The organism is Vibrio splendidus (assembly GCF_024347615.1).
Lineage (GTDB): Bacteria > Pseudomonadota > Gammaproteobacteria > Enterobacterales > Vibrionaceae > Vibrio > Vibrio splendidus.
The window spans coordinates 1,185,307-1,209,978 of the sequence record NZ_AP025508.1 but is presented as its reverse complement, the minus strand read 5'-3'; the positions used below and the strand labels follow the sequence as shown (position 1 = coordinate 1,209,978).

The window sequence follows — 24,672 nt, the reverse complement described above, 5'->3', positions numbered from 1 at the left end:
AACATCCCGCGTAATTAGTTTCTTAATAGGTTTCCCCATGAAAAAACACTACCTTGCCATCACTATTGCGATGATGACGAGTAACGCGATGCTTTCAAACCCAGCACTGGCTGCGGCTCACCTTCTTCCTGAACTTGGTTCTCTCAACGCAAGTACCGCAGGCGCAGGATCGGCAGCGTTAGCTGAAAGTGCGTTAACCGCATGGACTAACCCTGCCGCTATGTCTCAGCTAGAAAACCCTGAACTCACCGTCAATCTGGCAGGCCTCTACACAGACATCAACTATTCAGACACAGACCCAACAGAGCGTTTTGACAGTAACATTGATGCTGGTGGTTGGGCTCCGGTAGGAAGCTTCTACTTTGTCGCCCCTATCAACGACAAATTTCACGCTGGCTTTGCTTTGGCTTCTCAAGGTGGTTCAGGGATCGATTATGGTGATAATTTTTCTGGGCAGCGTTTATTAAAGAATGTTGAATTCATGACTGTTCAACTAATGCCTTCGATATCTTACAAAGTGAATGAGCAGCTTTCGTTGGGTGCCTCAGTCAATGCGGAATACCTCACTGCTAACGGCGAGTTGAATCCTTTTATCGGCACTGGCGACATTGGGTCTGAACACTTATTCGAAGCAGACGCGGATGATTTCACGGTTGGCTACTCTCTTAGTGCCTTTTACCAACCGAACGAACAACACCGTTTTGGCTTTATCTACCGCTCTGAACTTGCTCATTACGGTGAAGGGGATCTTCAACATTCGGCTAGCGACACCAAGCGTGATGTTGGGCTCGACTTTATCATGCCTCAACACATCCAAATTAGCGGCGTGCACGCCGTCAATGACCAATGGGACATGCTGTGGAGTGTGACTTGGTATGACCTATCAACTTGGACTGACCTCACGCTAGACATCAATGATAATTCAGTAAAAGTTGTCGACCGTAACTTTGACGATGTGTGGAACCTAGCCATAGGTACTCATTACCAAATCACCCCAACCTTGCGACTAGAAACAGGCATCAGCTACGAGACTTCTCCTCAAGATGACGCAACTCATCAATATATGGATCTTCCTGTAGGCGAAACCAAACGCATTGGCGCCGGTGCCACCTATGCGCTCAATAAGAACTGGGAACTGCGCGCTTACTACGATTACATCGATCTCGACGAGCCTGAGCTTAATTACTCAAAGGGGCAAGTTATCAATGTTCAAGGCGCTTATGATAACAGCGCACACTTCTTCGGTATGCAAGCGAACTACCGCTTCCTGTAAAGCGGCAGTCTCGACCTTTCGTCGATTATCTATGAGTCACGCACAGTGCCTGATTCATGGCCTCACTCGTGCACAACATCAAGGCCTAGCTATCCGCTAGGTCTTTCTCTATCTGTTCTTCAACTGCAATGTTTTATCCCCAATCAACATCGCATTTGATTGGGTTAGATTACATATTCAATAGAACATAAACAATACGATATTGTCTCGTTTATCATGACACTGTGTTCAGCGACATTGAGATATACATTTGAAGAATTAAAGCTACAATATTTCGAATCCAGCGCTCTACCGTAAACAGAAACCTATTTTTCCAGTGTTCAAAAATCTATTATCAGTTATATGTCATCCATCATTCGTTTCTATTACTCCTTTTATTGTAAGAAGCGTGTAAAAAGATTAATTCCGCCAAATTGCTTATTGATGCTTTTATTAGTCATTTCATTGATCCAAACCAAGTTAATGAACAATGTTTTCTATCTGTATATGAGCCTTTTCAAATAAATCGACCTACCGATTTAGAGTTATAACTACTAATCGTAATTACGATATTATCAAATCGTAATTCTGGGTAGATTCTGGTCAAAACTCTTCCTATTATCCTGCTAACAAATCAATTCTTAGCCCAAACAGAATGCTGACAAATGTTTTACAACACTATGTCAATTGCCATGGAAGATCCCCTCGACAGACGAGGTATTACACGTAAAGAAGACAATAGCTAAAAGAACGAGCCTAATATTTCGTTCAACAGTGCATCGTCATTCAACCTGCGTTTCAGGCTAACAATAAGAATTGATTTGTAGAGGAGCATATTCGCTTCTTGATACCGAGAATCGGTTGTCTGGACTGAGCAATATCACTTTAAATATCATCTATTACTTTTGTTTATTATGAGCACCAATCTCTCCACATAATAGACATCTACTTTTTAAGATGTCATTAAAGGTGACTTCTAGGCTGCAAATTCTCTCTTCTTATTGATGTAGGTTGAGATATGAACTTTATAAAAATCGTTTTCCAGAAGATCTGGGCCGTTGCTATGGTCTTGATTAAATTCTGCCTGTTTATGGCGGTGATGTTTGCTGGTGCATGGGCTCTTGCACCGTTAGGCACTATCCATTCTAAAGACATCGACATGTCTCAATTCAACAATCATCCCAATGAAATGATGATGAACTTCTTCCAGATGGAGTACTTCTCTGGTTACTTGTTCTCGGTGACCATTGCTGTGGTATTAGCCGGTGTTTACGGCATGTGGCAGTTGCATGAACTGGGTGTGCATAAAGCAAAAGAGCACAAAAGCGCTCACGTACAAATCGTGTTTGCACTGTCACTTTGCGGGCTCTTCATCAGCAAAACATTCTGGGTTATCGCTTTGGTTATCGCATTGGCGAACTGGAAGCATATTGGTCAATCACTGAGTGATGTGATTCGCCGTGGTGTACAGCCTAAACAAGATGCGACTAATGCAGCGACAGCCGCTGTCCACGTATCATCTGAACAATCGGTAACAGAGCCGTCTCAAACACAACACTCTCCAGTAGAACCGTCTTCAGAAGCTCAGCCTTCAAAAGAACAGGCTTCAGAAGAAAAGGCTCCAACAAAACCATCCCCTACAGAAAAAGAGGTCGCATAATGAAAGAGATGATGATTCCATACATCCTAATTGTATGGTCACTGTTTGCGACAGGCGCACTTAAGAAGAACTTCAAAAACTACACGTGGGCTGCCATTGGCGGCGTAACAATCCTTGCGGTATTAGCGGTTATCTCTCGCTTGTGGGCACCCGTTGATTTAACGAACTCGACCACAGTAAAAGCACCACACGCGGTTATGTCACCTATCTTCGGCCAGCAGATCGACAAAGTGCTTGTTGATCACAACCAAATGGTTAAAGAAGGCGACATAATCTACACGCTCGTCGACATCGATTCTGCCGCAGACAAAGCAAAGATCGAATCTTCAATTGTTCAGAAAGAAGAAGAAATCAAGCAAATGACTCGGGACTTAGAGCGTGCTGAAACGTCACCTGAAATCTTCAATATGCGTGACGTAGAAAAGTACGACTCAGATCTTCGAGTGCTGCACGCTGAACTTGTTTCGTTAAAAGCCGATCTACAAAAAGTGAACTGGGCGCAAGAGAAGAAAACCATTAGAGCGGAATTTGACGGTCAGGTATCGATAGTGAATATTGCTGAAGGTTCTGTCATGGGTAACATGCACCTCTACAACACCAGCAAAAAGTTCCTTGAGATGCGCATTTCAGACCAAACTTATGGCTATGTTCAAGTAGGAGACTTCGCTGAGTTCTTCGTTGATGCCTACCCGGGGCACGTGTTCCGAGCAAAAGTACACAGCTTTAATGCCGGTACCGGTGAGTCGAGTATTTCTCCACTTCAGGGGCCACAAAGCGTCGGTCAACACGTAGTAAGAAACGGGAATGCTTTAGGTCGTACTATCGTACTTGAGATCATCGAACCAGAAGGTTACAACATCCCTATTGGTTCAACTGGCGCGGCTTGGATCTCGGCTGAGAAGCCGCATCCGTTCTGGGGCTTCATCGATGTAATCGGCGCAGCAACGGTTCGCCTACAATCTTACAAGTCTTACTTAGGTGCTTGGTAAGTACTCAGATTCTCGGTAAACACTTATATAACAGCCATTAGTTCCAAATTAAATGCCCTGAATTTCAGGGCATTTTTGTATCTATCACAAGCCCCACTTACTAATTGATTTAGATCAAAATAAATCGCCAATACAATCATTAGATAAATAAATCATCGAAAAAACGATATATCGATATCCTATTAGCGCGTAGATAGCGACCTCTCCCACCTCTATTATTTGACTCAAGAAATCCAATTCCTGTATCCAAACATAAGGTCACGACCATGACTAATACATTCAAAAAAATGGCGCTTCCTGTTGCTATCGCGAGCGCTCTATTTGCTTCTGGTTTTGCATCTGCAACTCCAACTGTAGAAGCGACATCGAAAGTAGGCCAAGAACTTCAGACAGCAAATGCTGCGCAATACCAAAACATTGACCTTGATGCTCGCTACAAGAGCGAGGTTCTATTCGAACACAAGTCAAACATGTTCTGGGGCAAAGGCGAGCGCATCCAAGTTGTTTCGAAAACGGGCGACTCACTGGCTTACACTGAAGAATCTGATCACGTTCATCCAATCTTAACCAAGCATGGTCGTAAAATGGACCAAGCAATCATTAAAGTGGATGACAACGTTTACCTTGGTTACGGTTTCGGTCTAGATACACCAGTAATGATCGAAGGTACGGACGGCATCATCATTGTTGATCCAGGCGAGTCGGTAGAAATGGCTCAATCGGTTAAAGAACAGTTCCGTCAAATCACAGACAAGCCGGTTAAAGCCATCATCTATTCTCACAACCACATCGACCACATCTCTGGTGTGCGTGCATGGGTGACTGATGAAGAAGTAGCATCAGGCGAAGTAAAAATCATCGCAGAAGAAGGCCTAACCGCAGCAGTGGCTAACTGGTCTTCAAACCTAGGTACTCTATTTGGTCACCGTACTTCTTACACAGGTGCTAAGCACGTAGAAGAAGGTGAGCACGGCACAGTAAACGACGGCCTTGGTCCGCGCTTCATGCAAGGTGCTATCTCGTTCATTGAACCAAACCTGCTGGTACCAAGCCAAAGCCACATTGAAATTGAAATTGCTGGCGTTAAGATGCACATCGAGAACGTGCCATCTGAAACTAAAGATGAGTTAGTGGTTTACTTCCCAGAGCAGAAAATCCTGCACGCGGCTGAAGTACTTCAAGGTGAGAACTTCCCTAACCTTCACACCATCCGTGGTACTAAATTCCGTGACCCATCAATGTGGTTCAAGGGCATCGACGTAATGCGTAAGTTCGACACTGAGATCATGATTAACTCTCACGGTCGTCCTGTTGAAGGTAAAGAAGCGGTATCTGACGTATTAACGGCTTATCGTGATGCGATTCAATACACGCATGACCAAACAATCCGTTACATGAACAAAGGTATGACGCCAGACGAGCTAGTTGAAGTGGTTAAACTTCCTAAGCACCTTGCTGAGCACCCTTGGTTAGGTGAGCACTACGGTACCGTTGCACACGCCGTTCGCCAAATTTACGTAGGTTACAACGGTTTCTTCGAAGCGGATCCATGGCAGCTAGAGCCAATGGCTTACGAGCAACGCGCTAAAGCATTCGTAGAGATCATGGGCGGTCGTGACAACATCATCGACACAGCAAAAGCGGCGATGAAAGCAGAGAACTACACCTTTGCAGCAGAGATTCTTTCTTACCCAATCACGGTAAACAAAGATGACATGGAAGCACGCTTACTGAAAGCACAAGCTTACAAAGCATGGTCTGCAGATCAAGTGAACATCAACTGGCGCAACTGGGCATTGAATGCTGCAGCTGAACTAGAAGGTACTCGTGATTTCTCTAACATGATCAGCTTCGCTTCTGTAGACGTACTAACTGCGCTACCAAGTAAGCAAATCTTCGATATGATGACGTCGACGCTAATCGCAGAAAACTCGTTAGACGTAAACATGATGCTAACGTACAACTTCTCTGATACTAACGAAGCATTCACTATCGAAATTCGTAACGGCATTGCTCAGTTACACGAAGAGGCAGTGAAAGGCGCAGACGTTCAAATCAACACCACTCGTGCAGTATTGAACCAAATCTTGATTGCGGGTCCAAACGCTCAACAAGTGATTGGTACCAACCTACAGTCTGGTGCATTCAAGTTCTCGAATGGCGACATCAAAGGCTTCGGTCAATTCATGAGCTACTTCGATAAGCCAATGACTCCAGAAGAGATCATGCTCATCGTTCGCTAATAGCGAGTTCGAACGGTCGCTCTTCGGCGATAGCTCTTCGATGATAGCTCTTCGACGATAGCGTGTTAGTAAACAATCACTAACACACTATCAACCAATACGCTGACCGCTTCACATGGACGACAAACAAATACAGGGACCCTTTGTGGTCCCTTTTTTTATCGTCAGGTTCGGCTTCTGCCGTCAGATTCTTAACCCTGTTATAGGTCTCGATAACCATTATGTTAAAACGATTTGCTCTGATTCTTTCACTCACCTCTTCACTTACGTTTGCCTGCGGTCTTCACCAAGAGACAGGGTTTAGTTTAGTGACAGAGCCCGGTTCACTCGAGGTATTTGGCAACGTCATTACAGCCAGACAAGACGATGAATTCAACAACCTCAATAAGCCGGATCACTTTCGACTCTTTGCCATCAAGGCCGCGCTTGCGAAACCCCACCCAAGCAAAATTGAGTTCAACTTATTCGAAGCAATCAAAGGTCATTACAGCCAAGTGAAACTTGAAAAGGATGTCGATGTGTCAGGTAGAGATACTTTGCCTACTGAAGAAGATCTACTGTTAATTACTGAACTCGATGTGTTCGATGCGTTAGCAACTGGCACCATATCTTGGGATCACGCGACACTAAACGGCTTAGTGATCATCAATGGCCCACAAGATAAACGAGAGCAGCTTGAAGATTGGCTTAGTGATATTTTTGAAGGGTAATAGCTTAAAGCGGGACAGATAAAAAGTCGTCAAACCCTCGGACTTCAGAACATTGAGGGTTCAACGACAAACTTAAATCAAAAAAGCGTAGGCAACGGAATCAACTCCAGCCCCAGTACACCACTGATGCTCATAACCACCAGGAGAGAGACCTTGAAGACCGTCTTTGACCACTGGATGTAGTTAAGGCAATCCACTTTGCGGAATGTCACTTTGGTCCACATAAAACAGACTGCTGCCGACACCGCTAGGTATTCATAACCTGCTTCCCCAAGTAGGAACAACGCCAATGATACTGCGCCAAACGCCACAACATACGCTTTCATGTGTTGATGTGCTTTGTCGACGCCCTCTTTCACCGGTAACACTGGAATGCCTGCATCTCGATAATCTTGAAGGCGGAACATCGCGATCGCGTACGAGTGTGGCATTTGCCATAAACAGAACATCGCGAACAACAAAACCGCTTCCAAACTAATGTAATTAGTCACCGCCAAGTAGCCCACTAACGGCGGAACGGCTCCCGAAATACTGCCGACTAAAGTGCCGTAAACCGATGTACGCTTGTACCACATGGTGTAGAAAAAGACGTAAAACACATAGCCAAGCAACACCATGACCGCAGAGATCGGATTAGCGAACTGAAACAGCAGCGCTGTGCCTGCTAGCAGTAAAACCAAGGCATAGACGAACGCTACATCTGTATTGATGTTTCCTTGAACCAATTCTCGATTTTGTGTGCGCTTCATCTTCTGGTCGATGTCTCGATCAAAGATGTTGTTCACAACACAACCTGATGCAATCACAAGTCCCACACCCGCTAATGTTGTCAGTAACAACATCGCACTGGCTGGTTCTGTTTTTGCGGCGAGGAAGAACCCCGCCGCAACAGAAATCAGGTTGCCGAAAATGATGCCCGGTTTGGTGATAGACAGATATCTTTTCAGCATACCTAGCCTACAACTTCATGTTGACGTTCATGTTGTAGATGATCCATACCGAGCCAGCGATAAGAATCAATACAACAATGGCGGTAAACATCAGTGACACCAAGTTCCAACGCCCATCGGAAGATTTCGCTTCCATATGTAGAAAGTACTTAAAGTGCACAAAGATTTGCACCAGCGCGCAGCCGAACAAGATCACGTACGTTTCTGTGCTTGGTAACACATGCGCCCACACGATGTAGAACGGAATAATGGTGAGAATCAGTGACGCTATAAAGCCTTTCACATAATCCGTTGCACCACTGTCTAGATGCTGTTCCATTACATCACCCCCATTAAGTACACGATGGTAAATACACAAATCCAAACGATATCAAGGAAGTGCCAAAACAAGCTCAAGCACTGGAAGCGCATCGACATGTTGTCGTTCAAACCTTTGGTTGAAAGCTGGTGATAAGCCACCGCCATCCAAATCAGACCAAACGTTACGTGCAAACCGTGTGTGCCAACCAAGGTAAAGAACGCAGAAAGGAATGCGCTTTCTTGAGGGCCATAGCCTTCTGCAATCAAGTGATGAAATTCATACACTTCCATACAGATGAAGGCTAAGCCCAATACGAAAGTCACTTTGATCCAGCGCTTCAGTCCGGTCACGTCTTTGCGCTTCATCGCAATCATGCCAAAACCGAAGGTGATACTACTGAACAGCAGCATCATGGTTTCGACAAACACGAACGGCAGTTCAAAGATGTCTTTACCTGTCGGCCCTGCGATAGACCCACTCTCAAGCACGGCATAAGTCGCGAAAAGCGTGGCAAACAGGACACAGTCACTCATCAAGTAAACCCAGAAGCCAAACAACTTGTTGCCCGCAGCTTCGTGGTGATGATCATGCGAGTGTGCAAGATCATAAGTGTGTGACGGAGTATTAGCTTGCATACGTCGTCTCCAAATCATCTTTATTGTCGTTATTACCACTATCAGCATCACTGTCAGCGCTGTTACCACGACCAGAATGATCGCCTTTCACTGACTGTTTTTTCGCTTCTGCAAGCTGCGCACGTCGAGCCGCTTCAATCGCTTTGATCTCTTCAACTTCCACGTAGTAATCCACATCGTCGTTGTAGCTGTGTTGAATACACGTCACCACGATACCCACTAAGCTTGCAGCCGCTAGCCACCAGATGTACCAGATCATTGCGAAGCCAAATGCCAACGCCCATGCAGACACATAAATGCCTGTCGGTGTATTCTTAGGCATGTGAATACGTTCGTATTCTTCTTCCTGAGTTGGATCAAACTCACCACTTTGCTTTTGATACCAGAACGAATCGATCTCATCGCCCTTAGGCAATTTTGCAAAGTTGTAGAACGGCGGTGGTGAAGACGTTGCCCATTCGAATGTGCGTCCGCCCCACGGGTCACCGGTTAGATCTCGGTTTTGGTCGCGGTCACGAACACTCACGTAAATCTGAACGAACTGACAAACAACACCCATCGCAATCACGCCCGTACCTGCAGCCGCAACCGCCAGTAGAGGGAAGAATTCAGGATTGATGTCTTGGCTCAAACGACGCGTCATGCCCATAAAGCCCAGAGCATAAAGCGGCAAGAACGCCATCAAGAAACCGATTATCCAGCAGTAGAATGCGCGTTTTCCCCAAAGTTCGTTCAGAGTGAAACCCGTCGCTTTCGGGAACCAGTAACCAATAGCAGCGAAACAACCGAACACTACGCCACCGATGATTACGTTGTGGAAGTGAGCAATCAGGAATACCGAGTTATGCAGAATAAAGTCTGCGCCCGGAACTGCCATCAATACGCCTGTCATACCACCCACCGTAAAGGTGATAAGGAAACCGACCGTCCATAACATAGGTGTGGTAAAGCGGATACGACCTTTGTACATGGTGAACAACCAGTTGAAGATCTTAACCCCGGTCGGGATAGAGATAATCATAGTTGCAATGCCGAAGAAGGCATTCACATTGGCGCCTGAACCCATGGTGAAGAAGTGATGCAGCCAAACCACAAACGCTAAAATAGTGATAGCCACCGTCGCCCATACCAGTGAGGTATAACCAAACAGTTTTTTACGTGAGAAAGTCGCAGTAACTTCAGAGAACACTCCGAAAATAGGCAAGATTAGGATGTACACCTCAGGGTGTCCCCATGCCCAAATCAGGTTCACATACATCATCACGTTGCCACCAAGGTCATTGGTGAAGAAGTGCGTGCCGATGTATCTATCCAAAGTCAGTAACGCAATGGTCACAGTTAGGATCGGGAAAGAGATGATGATCAGGATGTTGGCACACAGAGATGCCCATGTGAACACTGGCATCTTCATCATTGGCATAGACGGAGTACGCATGCGCAAAATGGTCGCAAAGAAGTTCACACCCGTTAACGTGGTACCCACACCGGATATTTGCAGTGCCCATATCCAATAATCGACCCCGACTCCCGGGCTCGCCTCAATGCCAGACAACGGCGGATACGCCAACCAACCCGTACGGCCAAACTCACCCAAGCCAAGCGACATGTTGGTTAGGATAATACCCACCACAAATAGCCAGAAGCTCAAGTTATTCAGATAAGGGAATGCAACATCACGAGCGCCAATTTGCAGCGGCACGATGATGTTCATCAAGCCGATAACCAGAGGCATCGCTACGAAGAAAATCATGATCACGCCGTGAGCCGTGAAGATTTGGTCGTAGTGATGTGGCGGTAAATAGCCAGTCTCACCCGCTGCAGAAAGCAATTGCTGACTGCGCATCATGACCGCATCGGCGAAGCCACGAACTAACATCACCATCGCGACCGCAATGTACATGAAGCCTAGTTTTTTGTGGTCTACAGACGTAAACCATTCATTCCATAGGTATTGCCACTTACCGGCTTTTGTTACCGCATACACCACTAAACTACCCACTAAAGCGATCATGGTTAAGGTGATCAAAATAATGGGTTCGTGGTAGGGAATTGAGTCTAGAGTTAATCTTCCAAACATGACGATTATCCTTGGGTTTCCGGCAAACAGTTCATTGAACCAGGGTGCTGGGTCACGACATCAGTGAATAAAAATGGTGGGATACTGGAGAACAGAGTCACAGGTTCAGCCACACTCGGCGCAGCCAATGAACGGAATTGTTCCCAGTCTTCAATACGGTCTGGGCTAGCTTTCACTTTTTCCACCCAGTTTAGAAACGCCACTTGATCAGGCATGGCTGATGCGGTGAATTTCATTTGAGAGAACCCTTTACCACTGTAGTTCGATGCAAAACCTTTGAAGTCACCTTCGTGGTTCGCGATCAAATTCAGCTTGGTCACCATTCCCGGCATCGCGTAGATCTGCGAACCAAGACGCGGGATAAAGAACGCGTTCATGATGTTGTCTGAAGTTAGCTTAAACGTCACCGGTACATCTTTCGGGAACGCAACATAGTTAACCGTCGCAATGTTTTGCTCCGGATAGATGAACAGCCACTTCCAGTCCAGAGAGACCACTTCGATCACCATAGGCTTAACGTCACTCTCCAGAGGCTTGGAAGGCTCAAGTTCGTGTGTTGTTCGCCAAGTAATAGTGGCCAGAATCGCAATAATGATGATTGGAATCGTCCATACCACTATTTCAATCTTGGTTGAGTGCGCCCAGTCAGGTGCATACTCTTCTGTGGTGTTACTTTCACGGTATCTATAAGCAAAGTAGATGGTCATCAGGATCACGGGGATGACGACAATCAGCATCAGCAACAGAGCAGTAATAATCAGCTCCTTTTCCTGAACGCCAACGCTACCTTTTGGGTCGAGCAATGCGGAGTTACATCCTTCGAGCATCAGGACGGTTCCCACCAAACCAATCCTCGACAGATTTGCTCTCGATAAAATGCGTTTATATCTTGAAGCTTCCATTAACTTTCTCGATGGTTATCCAGCCTCAGAACGAACGCCCGAGTACTGGTTGTCATGGTCATTAGAATATTTATGTGTTGAGCATGTGAAACGACGCATCTCAAAGCGAAACGGAATTAGCCACTATCTTGAACAGTCGGCAGTTGAACAGTCGACAGTTGAACTGCCAAGTTAAAACGACAGTGCTGCGCAGCCGAAACATTGCCGCACGGTTAAAACCACACAAAATATATGACTTAATTGTTACACTTTGAAATACATTGTTACATTTGGCGCATTATGAGGAGTTGAAATTGAAAGCTCACCAAACAAACTTGGAAACTAACCTTCCAGTTATGAAAGTGAGATGTGGGAAATTGATGCAATTCAGACGCACAGCATGAACGTGCCACACGAGTCGAGCCATGTGCGGAAAAGGATTAAAGAGAAACGGGAGAGATCAAAGTAAACACGCAGTAGAAACGACAATGATTGATTACATTAGAAAGAGCGAATTAAGCAAAGTGTGATGACTGTCAAATTTATGAATTCACATATAATTTTAAAGGTATTTAGAAAAGGCATCACTTCAGGCAGCAACCCATCAGGAATTCAAATAACACCCTGCTTTTTATGATAAAAATGTCAGTTATACGCAGCAGAAAACGGGCAGAAATGGGGATAAAAAGCCGATTTCATGAGTATTTTGATGGGTTTTAAGTGGGTGTTACTCCCCTCAATAGAGAGGAGTAAGGATCACCAAAGAAGAGATTATGTTGTTGGTTCGACGACGGTTTTGCGCTGATTTTTAGTCATCAAATGATAAACCACAGGCACAAAGTAGAACGAGATAAGAGTGGTTAATACTGTACCGCCGACAATCGCGACCGCAAACGGAGGCCAGAAACCACCGCCAGCGATGATCAATGGCATAAAGCCTCCCACGGTTGTAATCGTGGTTGAACTGATATGTCGAGTACACGACATAACGGCATCAACGACTGCATCAACATTCCCAGAGGAAGCCTCCTTGTCTAGCTTCAATTCGGTCAGAATGACAATGGCCGCGTTGATAGCCAAACCTGCAATGCCGAGCATCGCGATGATCACCGTAAAGCCGAACGGATAACCGAAGATCCATACCGACAACAGCCCTAGCCCACCAGCCAATCCTGCTACCATGAAGATGATGCTACTCATTCGGAACGAGTTGAACGACATCACCACCACCAACACCATCAATACCACCACAACGGCGACATTCGAGATCAAGCTATTGACTGAATTGTCTCGCTCCGCGGATTCGCCACCAAAGCCAATCGTGTAGCCCGATGGCATCTCATAGCTTGCTAAGCGTTTTTGGAATTCATTAAGGACAGTTTGAGGTAAAACACCCGCTTCAATGTAGCCCTCGATGGTATTCACACGCTGCCCGTTTCGACGAGTAATCGCACCACGACTAGTCGTCAATTCCAGCTCCGCCAGAGTCGACACATTGATGCCAGTTGAGTACACCTCAGAACTGATTGGCAAGCGAATATTACTCAGATGCGCTAAGTTTTCACGCGCGTCATCCGCAACACGAACACGAATTGGCACCGATTCACTGCCCTCTATCACAGAGCCGCTTTCACGACCTGTCAGCGTGGTTTGCAACATGCCTGCGAACTGGTTCAATGAAATACCGTTGAGTTTCGCGGTATCTTCATCGACCTTCAACCACACCTTCGGCGTACCCGGTTGCAGTGTTTCCCTTGTGTGAGTCACATGAGGCACACCTGCCAGAATCAAGCGAACATCCTCACCAATAGCTTTCAGCGTATCGAGGTTTTCACCATACACACGCAATTCAACGGGCGCGGTAAATGGAGGCCCTTGGTTAAGCTTTCTCACCAAGATCTGCGCCTGTGGTACTTCTTTATCTAGCACCTTTTGCAGTTCAGGAATTAGCGCATTGGCTTGATCAAAGTTTTCTGTTTTCACCATTGCTTGCGAGAAGTACGGCGCGTTGTTTTGTCTCGCTTGTAGGTTGTAATAAAACGATGGGAAGTTTGCACCCACCAGCCAATCAATGCGCTCTACTTCGGGGTAACGATGAATGATATCGTCGATTTTTTCAGAGGTATTCTTGGTCGCATAAATACTTGCTTGAGGCGGCATGTACACCTGAATCTCAAACATGTCTCTATCTGATGGCGGGAAGAATTGCTCAGTCAGCTGAGACATACTCCAATAACCAGTAAACGGTACCAACAACACCAAAGCAATCGTGATGATTGGATGCGTCACACCAAAGCGAACAGAAGACGAGAACCAACGCGTCAAAGCCGGAATTCTCAAACCGGTCATGTACCAATGGTGTTGCCCTTTCTTATCAACATCACTGAGCTGTTTCGGCAGTAACTTAGTCGCTAAACCTGCAATTAGGGTATGCGAGATAATGTAAGAACCGATCAACGAGAAAGACACGGTAATCGCAATTCCCCCCACGAACTCACCCGAAGCGCCAGGCATCAAAATGATCGGTGCAAAGGCTAGCACAGTGGTAAGTGTCGAGCCCAGTAACGGAACCCACAAGTGCTTCAATGCATTCATGGTCGCTTCAGCGCGCTGCTGCCCTTTCAGGCGATAAGCTTGAATCGTATCGACCATCACCACCGCGTTATCCACCATGATCCCGAGCGCCACAATTAAACCTGTCACCGACATCTGGTTAATCGGCACACCGGTCATTTTCATGATCGACAATGTAAGCAGTGACGTTAATGGCAAAGAAATCGCCACTAAGATCGCAGCACGAACACCCAAGGTGACGAACAACACAATCAAAATCAGACCAAAGCCAATCATCAGACTTTTACCCAAATCGTCCAAGCGAGTTTCAGTATAGCCTTGCTGATTGAAAAGCACGTTGACCTGAATATTGCTCGGCAGCTCTTGCTCAAATCGACTGATGAGCGCGTTGGCTCGCGACGTCCAGTTATCAACTCGCAGATCTGGGTGCATTCTTGCCGCGACAATCACACCCGGCTCACCATCAATAATGGCAATCTGGTCTTGTGGGGTTTTCTCACCACGTTTCACAGAAGCAATGTCTTCCATACGGATGATGTGACCATTGCTGTCGGTGGCTATTGGCACCTGTTTAATACGTTCAATGGAATCAAGCTCAGACTTAATCTCTAAGCCAAAGCGAGAATAAGCACTGACCAATTCACCGGCAGAGTTTTTCGCATCTGCTCCTTCCAAAGATTCTGCGATATTGGCACTTGAACGACCAAGCGCGGCAGCATCGGCAGTGCGTAAACTGATTTGAATCTCTTCTTGCGGCATCCCGTATTCATCAACGAATTCAGTTCCCGACAAGGTTCGTAATCGCTTAGCGAGTTCTTTGGCATAACGACCCAGCGTTAATCTGTCAGGTTCACCCGCGCCAGACCACGTCAATGATGCGATAGTGGTAAAAGCATAGGTATGGTCACTGTCGAGATCGGGAGAGTGAGAGCCCGCAGGCAAAATGGATTCGATGTCAGACAGCTTGTCACGAGCTTGAGACCAAACTGGCTCTGGCTCGGTAATCACATCATTGAGTTCCAAAGTAACAATCGACACACCCGGTCTTGACGTCGAGCTGACGAGTTTAACCTCACTTAACTCGCGTAGTTTGTTCTCAATAACCTCGGTGACCAAGGTTTCAACACGCTCGGCACTGGCGCCGGGGAAGCTGGTTGTGATGTTCGCGTAGCGGTTGATGATTACCGGATCTTCTGCACGCGGCAGAGTCATGAACGCAGAAATACCACTCACCATCAGCAGTGCAGTCATTAAAATAAGCAATCGAGTGTTAGAAATAGTCTCTATGATTTTCATACTATTTCCTATTCAGCAGTAACGCTGGCTGGCTTCACGGTTTGGCCGGGAACCAAACGATGTAAACCACTGGATATCACCTGCTCGCCTTCGCTGATTGCACCGCTCACGTAGGCTTGTTGGTTGTTGGCAAACAACACCTGTACGCTTCGACGTTCAACTTTGTTGTCTTCACCAATAACGAAGATATTCCACACACCACGTAGGCCATCGATCAAACCCGTGAGCGGAACCCAGTAACCTTGGTCATCGATTTGCTCATCAAACTTTAGGTACGCAAGTTGCCCTTCTAAAACAGAAGCTTGCTCCGGAAACAGGTAACGTAGGCCAACACTGCGAGATTGAGTATCCACCATCGCCCCCGGATTAAGCAGGCTCACAGCGAAATCGTCTCGCCCGACACGAATACTTGGTGAAGAAAGCGAGGTTACTTTTTGCATTTGATGGGCAGGAATACCAATGAACGCTTCTTTACCTTCAGAGGCAAGCAGTGTCAGGGTTGGATTACCTACATTTACAACATCACCTAAAGAGACAAAACGTGTTGCGATGGTGCCAGAATAAGGCGCAAGCACTGTCGATTTCACTAGCTTCAATTGATTGCCTTTTACTGAGGCATCAATGCGCAGCAAGTTCGCCTGCAATACACGTTGTTCACTAGTAAGAGAATCAATCTCAGCCTCAGCACTGAAGCCCTTTGCTTTCAGTGAACGTTGACGCTTCAAGTTTGCCGCCACAAGGCTCAGTTGTGCTTTGACTTCTTCGGCTTGCGCTTTCAGTTGGCTAGACTCTGTTTCCAATAACTGAGTATCCAATCGGATCAACGGCTGACCTTCAGTTACTGTGTCACCGACATCCACTAGAATCTCATTAACTTTACCCGCCAGTTCGAAACCTAAATTGGCTTGCTGACCCGCTTTTACCACACCAACATATTCACGCTGTACTGCATAAGAGGAAGACAGCGCCAAGGCCATCGTTTCCACCGTTAAAATGGTTTGGACGCTCGATGCCGTTTCAGCAGTTGAATCAACCGACTCTTGGGCTTGTTCCTTTTCGCCACATCCAACAAGAAAAGCCGACAACGCCACTGCCACTGCGCTTCCCTTCATCAATTTATACATACGTACTGTTCCTATGCGGTACTCAATTATGTTCTTTTTTTAGACTAACCAAATCAAACTAGACTGTCTAGTTTGATTGTGTTAAAAATAAGTTTCATCGTTAATGATTGATAAAACCATCACAAAAAGCATAATGCTTAGGGTAAAACGAGACACATAGAACTGAGCACCAACAGGCGCCAAGCAACGAGACAAACTAGGTAACGAGACAATACTAAGTAACGAGAAGCAAGCACGTGACTAAAATCATCAAGAGTGAACAGAAGAGATCGCAGATCTTAACCGCAGCCAGCCAACTTTTCTCTGAACATGGCTTCAAGATCAATATGGATCAGATAGCCAAAGCAGCGAACGTTTCCAAGCAAACGGTCTACTCTCACTTTAAAAACAAAGACGAACTTTTCGAAACCTGCATGCAAACCAAGTGTGCGGAGCGAGAACTCAGTCCTGCTGCCTTTGATATGGATGCTGCGGTGGGTGATGAGTTGGTGAAATTTGGTGTGAAGTTTCAAGATTTATTACTTGATGAGCAATCTAGACAAACCTTCCAAAATGCCATTAGCCAAGCGAATACGCATCCAGAGATCGCCTCTATCTATTTAGAAACTGGGCCTCAGAAAACCACCAAGTTACTTGCTGATTATTTGCAGTCGAAAATAGACTCTAGTGATCTCACACTATCGACATCAAGCTCACCAGTCATTGCAGCACGCCAACTGTTGTTGATGTTTCACGGCAAATCAGCGTATTGGGGATTCTTCGGACACGATAGCGGAGAATCTGAAGAAGAAAGACTTCACTACACTCGCGAATGTGTCGCGCTGTTCTTAAACGGCAATCAGCCTCGCTAGTTTGAGCCCGACTGAATGAGGGTTAGTTAGCAGGAGCAGCTGACTTAAGAAGTAACTCATAGAAACGTTGAGCAGCAGGGCCTGTCTTGGCTCCTTTTGGTAAAGTCAGGTGCAGCGGAACGTGATACCCACTGCCATTTTCGACATTCAACACAGTGAGCTTGTCGCTACCTCGACTTTCAACAATGTGCTTTGGTAGTCGACAATAACCGACTCCCTGCTCTACCGCGCCAAACGCATGGTCGAAATTATCCACCGTAATACGCTGACTCGACTTCAACCAGCCCACATCCTGTTTGTTCCCTTGGCTTTTAGTGCCTTGATTAGATCGTGTACCTAAATCCCTCACCACAATTTGTGGCAAAGACGACAGTTGATTCAACGACACTGAAACGGCACTTGCTAACGGATGTGAGCTAGCAACTACTGGCTCCATCATCGTAAAACCAAAGGCTTCGGCTGAGTAATTAGTAATAGGCAAGTTGATGATAGCCACATCAGCCAGTTCTTGAGTCACCATTTCCGTTGTTTTAGACAGTGACGTTTCAATCACTTGTATCGATGTGGTGTTGTTCTCCGCCAAAAATGCAGCCATCGGTTGATAAAGGCGTTCAAGGCAGCACAAATGATCCACGGCGACCACGATTTCAGATTCGACGCCTTTCGCCAGCTGTTCACTGATCAACTCTAGCTCGCGAGCTTGTTCCAACATACTGCTTGCACGGCGCAACAGTGATTTACCATCCTCCGACAAGACCGCCCTACGACCTTCAACCTGCACTAAAGTCACGCCTAATTGGTCCTCCAATTTTCTCAGCGCATAGATCAGCGTGGTGTGGCTCTTGTTCAATTGCACTGCCGCCGCCTGAATGCTGCCTGCACGGTCAATTTCGTAAAGCGTTTGCCATTGGTCGAGGGTGGTTTTCAATCTCATCGGTCTAAAATCCTGACAGTTATTAACTATATTATGAACTTTTCTGTCTGTTTTTTACAGGTAATATCTATTCCAACAGGCAATCAAGCCCCCTACGTTTTGCGAAATGACCATGAGTCTCAGCGCAATACCAAGTAACTGTTTGGAGAAATAACCATGAAATTATTACAAGTCGATTTTGAATTTAGCGGCCCATTTGGTGAAGAGATGTCGAACGCACTCGTTGACCTAGCAAAGTCTATTAACAACGAACCGGGTATGATCTGGAAAATCTGGACAGAGAACGAAGCTGAAAAACTGGGCGGTGGTGTCTACCTTTTTGAAGACCAGCTCAGTGCAGAGACTTACCTAGCGATGCATAGCGCTCGCCTTAAACAGATGGGTGTTGAGGAAGTGCGTGGTGTGATTTTTGACGTCAATCAGCCTTTAACTACCATTAATAAAGGCCCAATCAACGGTTAATCAAACTTGTTCATTCGCTGAATGACAACAAAGATACTGAATAGCTAAGTCGCTAAGTCGCTAAGTCATAAATAGAGAGATACGTAATGAACAACAAAACTTTTCTTAGCCTACACGGCATTATTTACGCAGGGTTTGCCATCGCACTGTTTTTTATCCCAACGGTAATGTGGCCCATGTACGGCGTGGAAATTAATGATAAGTACGCTTACTTTCTCTCTCAACACACCAGTATCTTTTTGGGTGGTATCGCAGCGATAAGCTGGTTGCTTAGAGACATTGAACCTGGCGTCTCAGCTAAAAAGCTCATCCAAGGTTTGGTGGTTACGAATATGCTTGGCGCGATCATCACACTGTATGCAGCGTTTACAGGAATCTTTGTTGGCTTTGGCTGGAGCGACCCTGCATTCTTCATTTCACTATCGGTACTCAGTGTTTTGCAGGTTCGTCGACAACGTTAGTTACTTACTTAACGAGCTAGCAAACACAAAAAACAAAGCCAAACCAAAAAAGGCACCGTTGAATTGCTCATCGGTGCCTTTCTTCAATCAAATGTAGCTGTTCTCAAGAGCTAAGCATTAGAACTGTTATCAAGAACTAGGCTTATTGTCATGCTCCACAAAAATCAACTCGTCAGTATTGAAACCGCGCTCTTTTGACATCGCTTTGAATTTCTCCATGACCTCTGGTGCAACCTCAGGTGTTCTTGAAAGTAACCACAAGTAGTCAGTATCTGGGCCCGAAACAAACGCGTATTGGTAATTCTCTTTGTCCAACTCAAACACCACATAAGCGCCATAGAAGGGGCCAAAGAACGACACTTTTAGATAACCCTGATCGCTGCCTTCGACAAAGTACGCCTTACCTTCCGCCTCGTTCCATTCGCCATCTTCAGCCGAATAGCCGCGGTTAATCACCTTCACGCCACCATCATCACGAAGGCTGTACTCAGCACTGATGTTGTCTAAGCCACGCTCAAACGAATGATCTAAACGAGCCACTTCGTACCATTTCCCTAAGTATCTATCCAACTCGAACTGTTGAACGGGCTTTACTGTTTCAGGCATGCCCACGCAACCACCCAATAGAATCACACTAAGCAGCAATAATATTTTTTTCATCCTAACCTCGGCTTGTTTTTATTAGTAATGCGAGTAAGCCTTGTGAAAACATAAACTTACATCCTTGGTAATACGTTAAATCCATTTTTAAAGTTCACCTAACTGTAATTTATTCAGAATCTTATGTGAATTGTTTAGTCTGCGAATGAATCAATGGTGTTTCATTGCTATTCGATATTGAGTCGGTGTCACCTGTTTATAGGATTTAAACTGACGATTGAAGTTGGCTTGGTTATCGTATCCCACTTTCTCCAAGATCAAACTGACAGGCAATGACGTATTAATCAGCAAGTCGCACGCGACATTCAACCTGATCTTTTTAAGCCGTTGACTGAAGCTCTCTTTATAATGTTTTTGAAACAAGCGCCTAACGCTACTTTCACTGATATATAGGTGACTGGCTAAATCGTTAACCGAGATATCTTGAATGAAGTGATTCATTAAGAAGGCTTCGACCTTATCTAACTTATCGCTGATCTCATCACCTTCACCGGCCTTAAAGATCGGGTTAATCAACTGCACCACCTCTTCGTCATCAAGTAACACCGAAAACAATGAGAATAAGGTGAGTAACTGCTGGTGTGGTGGTTTCTCCATCACCCTATCTAACAATTCCGTTGCCTTCTCTGCGGTAGCGGACGAAAACTGCAGGCCTTTCTTTGAATCTTCCAGCAATGCACGCAACGGTTCGAGCTCTCGACAACTGTCTATCAACGGCTCTATCCAATCTTTACGAAACCAAACCACGTGCGTTTCACATACTCGTTGGTCATCAGCGCTCTCGTCCGAATAAATAGCATGAGGCAAATCTGGCCCTACCAAAACCATGTGGTTGTGAAACACATCGCTTTGATGGTGGCCAATAAAACTGTGCCCCGAGAAGTGACGATGTATCGCTATCTCGTACTCTTCATGTCGGTGCCAACCATAGCTTTTACTGTTCTCGACAATTTTCTTATAGCGCCAAGACATGCCAACTCGTTGTGGCACTTTTTCCAAGTAACCTTTCATTACGATACTCAATGACCTTTTAATATTGAAAGTATACGTAACAAACCACCCAAATCAGCACATTGACTGAAAAGTATTGAACATTGCGCTGACGGTACTCTTCTCTTCGTCTCCGATAAATATACTGCAAGTGAACTTAATCAGGAGAGCAACTATGGACACTTTATTATTAAAAATTCGCGATATGATTCTTGCCACACGTCAACAGTGGATCGGCGAGATTACCTACAGTCACAATATTAAAGGTGACCACACCTGGAAATTCTATGGCTATAACTCTTATGACGAATATAAGAAAGATCTGCGTAAGAGCCTAAGACAAGAGTCGTAATGAATGGCTTATTCAAACCACAATTTATTGATTAATCGCGGTTTTTATTTGTCATTCATGTAGAGTTTCACACTTGCCACTCGCTTTCTATACTTACTAAACAGTGGAACATGGAAGACATAATAATGAACAACAAGCTCACTCTGTCACGCACTGCATGGATAGCATTACTCGCAAGCTTTACCGCCGTAGCGCCCGTTCTTGCACAAGCCACCACTATTGTTCAAACACAAACAGCAGTCCAAGCGCAAACAGCAGTTCAAACACAAACAGCTGTTAAAAGCCAAAGTGCAGACCAGATATTTACCAATGCAGATATATACGGGCATCGTGAGTCGGACTCGATCGTTACCCACAACGGCAAGATCATCTTCATTGGTAACCAATCACAGGCGCAAACTTTTCAAGGGCAAAGTACTGATGTCATTGATCTAAACAATGCCTTTGTCCTTCCGGGGTTCATTGACAACCATAACCATGTGTTTGAAGCCGCCTCAGAGCTGGGTGGCAATTGTGAACTCGACTCTGAAGCAACATTAGAAGAGCAAATTCCCTACTTAGAAGCGTGTAAGATCAATGCCGACACTGACGGCAGAGGTTGGCTTATGGGCTATGGTTTTTCTTTGGAAGCGACGCTCGATAGCGACTCTGAATACACACCACTTGAGATCATCGACAGCATCTTCCCGGATCGCCCTGTGGTGATCATGGAGCAGACTTCACACTCGATGTGGGTCAACTCAAAAGCACTAAAAATCGCTCGAATCAGCCAACAATCTCCGGCCCCACAAGGCGGTGCCTATTTAAAAGATTCTGATAGCGGAAAACTTAACGGCATCTTATTAGACAATGCTGGCGATCAAGTGATGGAGATGGCTTGGAACAGCCAAAGCGAGCTGTTTGAGCAAAGCTACCAAGGGTTAATGTTCGGACTTGAGGAAGCGGCAGCCCACGGCATCACCACCATTGGTGACGGTCGCATGTATTGGAAACGAGGTTGGTATGACGTTTGGCTAGAGGCCGAGCAAAATCAAGACTTAACGGTGCGCGTGTCGCTGCGCCCTTGGGTGTACCCATCGATGGCAATGCCTTCTCAATTAGAAGTCTTTGAAAAGATGTATTCCGACGATAAAAGCCGTCTGTTACTTGTCGATCAGGTGAAAATGTACAGCGATGGCATCTTCATCAATGGCACCGCCAAAACGCTCGCACCCTACTTAGATACTTATCTACCCCTGTCTCCTAATGGCTTGAACTATATTCCGCCGGAACAAATGAAAGAGTGGCTAACTGCGCTCGAAAAAATAGGTTTTAGCGCCCACATTCATGCCATTGGTGATGGTGCCGTTCGTGAATCGCTTGATGCGATAGAAAGCATTCGCAAACAAGGTTCAACCAAGCCCTACACCCTAACCCATGTCGAATTAATCAATGATGAAGATGTGCCACGCTTTCGCCAATTAGACGTAAGCGCAGATTTCCAAGTCGGCTCTGATTACGTTGCAAGGCACCAACACCAATGGGCCGAAGCTTTCCTTGGTGCTCGCCGTGCTAAAGCCATGATGAACCTCGACGCGATTCTCAAGACCGACGCGAATATCACCTTAAGCAGTGATTGGAACGTACACGACATCAACCCTTTAGTCGGCATCGCCAACAGTTTAATCATGGGTAAAACAGGCCTAACTGATATCTACACGGCTATCGACGCTTACACGCTCAATGCAGCCAAAAGTCTTGGAATAGAAGACGTAACAGGTTCTATTGAGGTTGGAAAATCAGCAGACTTCGCCATTCTCGACCGAGACATCACCACAGTATCGGCAAGACAAATAGCCAAGACTCAGGTGTTGATGACGGTGTTGCGAGGAGATGTGGTTTATAACTCAACCATGCACGATTAGAACATGTCGGATTTAAAAACAGACAAGTAATGTACGTAACCCACTCATTTTTAAACGATCATCATTGGGGTTGCTCTACAGCATCAGCGCTTGTCTTTCTTTTCACAGAGTAGGTTATTGCCAGAATCAACATGGCAAATACTATACACAAGTAAATAGGATAAACAGGGCTAAGTATCGACGTAAACGCAAGTAAAGATGCTACGCCGTAACCCGTGGTATGAGACATCGATAAATAGCCCGCAGCCGCGCCCGGTGCGTCGCTTTGCTTCTCGGTTGCGAATAAAGTGTAAGCAGGAACAAGCAACGCTGCGCCACCAGCTGCAAACATCATCGCAACGCCAAACACCCAAACATTGGGTATCAGGAACATCAAGAATCCCGTCACTAAGCCAAACGATCCCCAAGTGTACATAGTAAAAGGCGTCAGTTTTCTCTTCTTGATGACTAAGATTTGAGTGGCAAATGTACATGCTGCACTGATGGTCAGCAGAATGCCGATCGCGTCACTTAATTGATCCGTAGGCCAATGGGTGACCGAATAAATAAGTGGAGTAAAACTGTATTGCAGTAACGCTACTGCCGCGCATAACAACAACCCGCTAGATAAAAAAGGCAGTAATGCTTTATTCGGTAACCAAGAAGATTGTCCTCTACCTTCAATTTGTCCACTTTCCATCTTCGGTGCCGGTAATAACATCGCGCCAACTAAAGCCACACAAGGCAACAGAATCATCACCATCAGCGGTGCAAAAGGCGACAGTTTTAACACCAGAATGGAGATAAGAGGCCCAATCAATCTTCCCGCACTCAATCCGATACTGACCGAAGTTATGGCCTGAAGACGGTTATTTTTACCACACAGAAGCAACGCCCAATGCTGACTCGCGGGCACCATTCCAGAAACCGTACAACCATAGATGATCCTAGCTACCAGCAAACCGATGAAACAAACCAATAATGTCTGGCCGCTGCTACTGCTACTGAACATGGCGAAAAAAAACAGTAGAGCAAAACTAATCGCCATTCCAACCAATGCCTGAATAACCACTTTTTTAGGGCCATGCTTATCACTGTACCTTCCCCAAAATGGAGCGGATGGCAGAAACAGTAAGCTCCCTACCGCGATAAGAATCGACCATGTTGGCAAACTAAAAGCAGATTGTTCCACTAAAAAAGGCAGTGAAACGAGTAAACCATTTTGTCCAATCCCCATAAGAGCCGAAGCAAGGCCAATAGCCATTAGTTGAAATTTTTTGTTTTGTATAACAGACATAATATCGAAGGCGCTAGATAAGGTTGGTCAGCTCGTAGTGGGCACGAGCATACTACAATGATAAGTCGATTGATTTAGCGAATAATTATC

21 protein-coding genes are annotated in these 24,672 nt (G+C 45.7%); 10 read left to right on the top strand and 11 right to left on the bottom strand.

The features are described from left to right. Positions 1-37: 37 nt before the first annotated feature. The 5 genes from OCU90_RS05420 (at position 38) to OCU90_RS05400 (ending at position 6,854) form a co-directional block, all read left to right on the top strand. The gene (locus tag OCU90_RS05420) at positions 38-1,273 is read left to right on the top strand and encodes an OmpP1/FadL family transporter (protein ID WP_061022699.1); all 1,236 of its coding nucleotides are present in this window, start codon (positions 38-40) and stop codon (positions 1,271-1,273) included. Positions 1,274-2,270: 997 nt separating this feature from the next. Further along, positions 2,271-2,912 (top strand): hypothetical protein, encoded by a 642-nt coding sequence (locus OCU90_RS05415; RefSeq protein WP_061022702.1) that lies wholly within the window; start codon positions 2,271-2,273, stop codon positions 2,910-2,912. After that, entirely contained in the window at positions 2,912-3,901 is a 990-nt protein-coding gene (locus OCU90_RS05410; protein WP_004736298.1) for an efflux RND transporter periplasmic adaptor subunit, read from the top strand. The genes OCU90_RS05415 and OCU90_RS05410 overlap by 1 nt, the downstream gene beginning before the upstream one ends. A gap of 266 nt (positions 3,902-4,167) precedes the next feature. After that, positions 4,168-6,144, top strand: a complete 1,977-nt coding sequence (locus OCU90_RS05405; protein WP_061022704.1) for an alkyl sulfatase dimerization domain-containing protein — start codon at positions 4,168-4,170, stop codon at positions 6,142-6,144. Between the two features lie 221 nt (positions 6,145-6,365). After that, positions 6,366-6,854: a hypothetical protein gene (locus OCU90_RS05400; RefSeq protein ID WP_061022706.1), complete on the top strand. Its 489-nt coding sequence runs from the start codon at positions 6,366-6,368 to the stop codon at positions 6,852-6,854. Between the two features lie 77 nt (positions 6,855-6,931). Here OCU90_RS05400 and cyoE read toward each other — a convergent pair whose 3' ends face one another. The 7 genes from cyoE to OCU90_RS05365 all read right to left on the bottom strand — a co-directional run bounded on the left by cyoE (position 6,932) and on the right by OCU90_RS05365 (position 16,692). Further along, positions 6,932-7,804: a heme o synthase gene (gene cyoE / locus OCU90_RS05395; protein ID WP_004736301.1), complete on the bottom strand. Its 873-nt coding sequence runs from the start codon at positions 7,802-7,804 to the stop codon at positions 6,932-6,934. 7 nt (positions 7,805-7,811) lie between these two features. Beyond that, entirely contained in the window at positions 7,812-8,123 is a 312-nt protein-coding gene (cyoD, locus tag OCU90_RS05390) for a cytochrome o ubiquinol oxidase subunit IV (RefSeq protein WP_004736302.1), read from the bottom strand. Continuing rightward, entirely contained in the window at positions 8,123-8,740 is a 618-nt protein-coding gene (cyoC, locus tag OCU90_RS05385; RefSeq protein ID WP_010439790.1) for a cytochrome o ubiquinol oxidase subunit III, read from the bottom strand. Before cyoC ends, cyoD begins: the two co-directional genes overlap by 1 nt. Next, entirely contained in the window at positions 8,730-10,817 is a 2,088-nt protein-coding gene (gene cyoB / locus OCU90_RS05380; RefSeq protein WP_061022708.1) for a cytochrome o ubiquinol oxidase subunit I, read from the bottom strand. The genes cyoC and cyoB overlap by 11 nt, the downstream gene beginning before the upstream one ends. Before the next feature lie 5 nt (positions 10,818-10,822). After that, positions 10,823-11,719 carry a ubiquinol oxidase subunit II gene (gene cyoA, locus OCU90_RS05375; protein ID WP_077680639.1) on the bottom strand — a complete coding sequence of 299 codons (897 nt, stop codon included), beginning with the start codon at positions 11,717-11,719 and terminating at the stop codon, positions 10,823-10,825. Between the two features lie 750 nt (positions 11,720-12,469). Beyond that, positions 12,470-15,568, bottom strand: coding sequence for an efflux RND transporter permease subunit (locus tag OCU90_RS05370; RefSeq protein WP_061022710.1), 3,099 nt, complete (start codon positions 15,566-15,568; stop codon positions 12,470-12,472). Between the two features lie 8 nt (positions 15,569-15,576). Beyond that, positions 15,577-16,692, bottom strand: coding sequence for an efflux RND transporter periplasmic adaptor subunit (locus OCU90_RS05365; protein WP_061022712.1), 1,116 nt, complete (start codon positions 16,690-16,692; stop codon positions 15,577-15,579). A 236-nt stretch (positions 16,693-16,928) separates the two neighbouring features. Between OCU90_RS05365 and OCU90_RS05360 the strand changes: the two genes are divergently transcribed. Beyond that, complete coding sequence (locus tag OCU90_RS05360) at positions 16,929-17,543, top strand: TetR/AcrR family transcriptional regulator (RefSeq protein ID WP_061022714.1); 615 nt, start codon at positions 16,929-16,931, stop codon at positions 17,541-17,543. A 22-nt stretch (positions 17,544-17,565) separates the two neighbouring features. Here OCU90_RS05360 and OCU90_RS05355 read toward each other — a convergent pair whose 3' ends face one another. Next, positions 17,566-18,477: a LysR family transcriptional regulator gene (locus OCU90_RS05355; RefSeq protein ID WP_061022716.1), complete on the bottom strand. Its 912-nt coding sequence runs from the start codon at positions 18,475-18,477 to the stop codon at positions 17,566-17,568. 156 nt (positions 18,478-18,633) lie between these two features. Here OCU90_RS05355 and OCU90_RS05350 point away from each other — a divergent pair, with 156 nt between their 5' ends. Beyond that, positions 18,634-18,939: a monooxygenase gene (locus OCU90_RS05350; RefSeq protein ID WP_017078913.1), complete on the top strand. Its 306-nt coding sequence runs from the start codon at positions 18,634-18,636 to the stop codon at positions 18,937-18,939. A gap of 86 nt (positions 18,940-19,025) precedes the next feature. After that, complete coding sequence (locus tag OCU90_RS05345) at positions 19,026-19,400, top strand: hypothetical protein (protein WP_017086126.1); 375 nt, start codon at positions 19,026-19,028, stop codon at positions 19,398-19,400. Positions 19,401-19,529: 129 nt separating this feature from the next. On the opposite strand, the gene OCU90_RS05340 is transcribed toward OCU90_RS05345, so the two are convergent. Both OCU90_RS05340 and OCU90_RS05335 read right to left on the bottom strand, forming a co-directional pair. Beyond that, entirely contained in the window at positions 19,530-20,060 is a 531-nt protein-coding gene (locus tag OCU90_RS05340) for a lipocalin family protein (protein ID WP_061022718.1), read from the bottom strand. A 150-nt stretch (positions 20,061-20,210) separates the two neighbouring features. Next, positions 20,211-21,071, bottom strand: coding sequence for a helix-turn-helix transcriptional regulator (locus OCU90_RS05335; protein WP_061022720.1), 861 nt, complete (start codon positions 21,069-21,071; stop codon positions 20,211-20,213). Positions 21,072-21,225: 154 nt separating this feature from the next. On the opposite strand from OCU90_RS05335, the gene OCU90_RS05330 reads away from it, so the two are divergent. Next, entirely contained in the window at positions 21,226-21,402 is a 177-nt protein-coding gene (locus OCU90_RS05330; protein WP_017086128.1) for a hypothetical protein, read from the top strand. A gap of 125 nt (positions 21,403-21,527) precedes the next feature. Then, positions 21,528-23,306, top strand: coding sequence for an amidohydrolase (locus OCU90_RS05325; protein WP_061022722.1), 1,779 nt, complete (start codon positions 21,528-21,530; stop codon positions 23,304-23,306). A gap of 61 nt (positions 23,307-23,367) precedes the next feature. Here OCU90_RS05325 and OCU90_RS05320 read toward each other — a convergent pair whose 3' ends face one another. Next, on the bottom strand, positions 23,368-24,582 hold the full coding sequence (locus OCU90_RS05320; RefSeq protein WP_061022724.1) for an MFS transporter: 1,215 nt from the start codon (positions 24,580-24,582) through the stop codon (positions 23,368-23,370). Positions 24,583-24,672 lie beyond the last annotated feature (90 nt).

Coding starts and splice junctions, on each gene's coding strand:
- OCU90_RS05420 (WP_061022699.1), top strand. CDS start 38: ATGAAAAAACACTACCTTGCCATCACTATTGCGATGATGACGAGTAAC.
- OCU90_RS05415 (WP_061022702.1), top strand. CDS start 2,271: ATGAACTTTATAAAAATCGTTTTCCAGAAGATCTGGGCCGTTGCTATG.
- OCU90_RS05410 (WP_004736298.1), top strand. CDS start 2,912: ATGAAAGAGATGATGATTCCATACATCCTAATTGTATGGTCACTGTTT.
- OCU90_RS05405 (WP_061022704.1), top strand. CDS start 4,168: ATGACTAATACATTCAAAAAAATGGCGCTTCCTGTTGCTATCGCGAGC.
- OCU90_RS05400 (WP_061022706.1), top strand. CDS start 6,366: ATGTTAAAACGATTTGCTCTGATTCTTTCACTCACCTCTTCACTTACG.
- cyoE (WP_004736301.1), bottom strand. CDS start 7,804: ATGCTGAAAAGATATCTGTCTATCACCAAACCGGGCATCATTTTCGGC.
- cyoD (WP_004736302.1), bottom strand. CDS start 8,123: ATGGAACAGCATCTAGACAGTGGTGCAACGGATTATGTGAAAGGCTTT.
- cyoC (WP_010439790.1), bottom strand. CDS start 8,740: ATGCAAGCTAATACTCCGTCACACACTTATGATCTTGCACACTCGCAT.
- cyoB (WP_061022708.1), bottom strand. CDS start 10,817: ATGTTTGGAAGATTAACTCTAGACTCAATTCCCTACCACGAACCCATT.
- cyoA (WP_077680639.1), bottom strand. CDS start 11,719: ATGGAAGCTTCAAGATATAAACGCATTTTATCGAGAGCAAATCTGTCG.
- OCU90_RS05370 (WP_061022710.1), bottom strand. CDS start 15,568: ATGAAAATCATAGAGACTATTTCTAACACTCGATTGCTTATTTTAATG.
- OCU90_RS05365 (WP_061022712.1), bottom strand. CDS start 16,692: ATGTATAAATTGATGAAGGGAAGCGCAGTGGCAGTGGCGTTGTCGGCT.
- OCU90_RS05355 (WP_061022716.1), bottom strand. CDS start 18,477: ATGAGATTGAAAACCACCCTCGACCAATGGCAAACGCTTTACGAAATT.
- OCU90_RS05350 (WP_017078913.1), top strand. CDS start 18,634: ATGAAATTATTACAAGTCGATTTTGAATTTAGCGGCCCATTTGGTGAA.
- OCU90_RS05345 (WP_017086126.1), top strand. CDS start 19,026: ATGAACAACAAAACTTTTCTTAGCCTACACGGCATTATTTACGCAGGG.
- OCU90_RS05340 (WP_061022718.1), bottom strand. CDS start 20,060: ATGAAAAAAATATTATTGCTGCTTAGTGTGATTCTATTGGGTGGTTGC.
- OCU90_RS05335 (WP_061022720.1), bottom strand. CDS start 21,071: ATGAAAGGTTACTTGGAAAAAGTGCCACAACGAGTTGGCATGTCTTGG.
- OCU90_RS05330 (WP_017086128.1), top strand. CDS start 21,226: ATGGACACTTTATTATTAAAAATTCGCGATATGATTCTTGCCACACGT.
- OCU90_RS05325 (WP_061022722.1), top strand. CDS start 21,528: ATGAACAACAAGCTCACTCTGTCACGCACTGCATGGATAGCATTACTC.
- OCU90_RS05320 (WP_061022724.1), bottom strand. CDS start 24,582: ATGTCTGTTATACAAAACAAAAAATTTCAACTAATGGCTATTGGCCTT.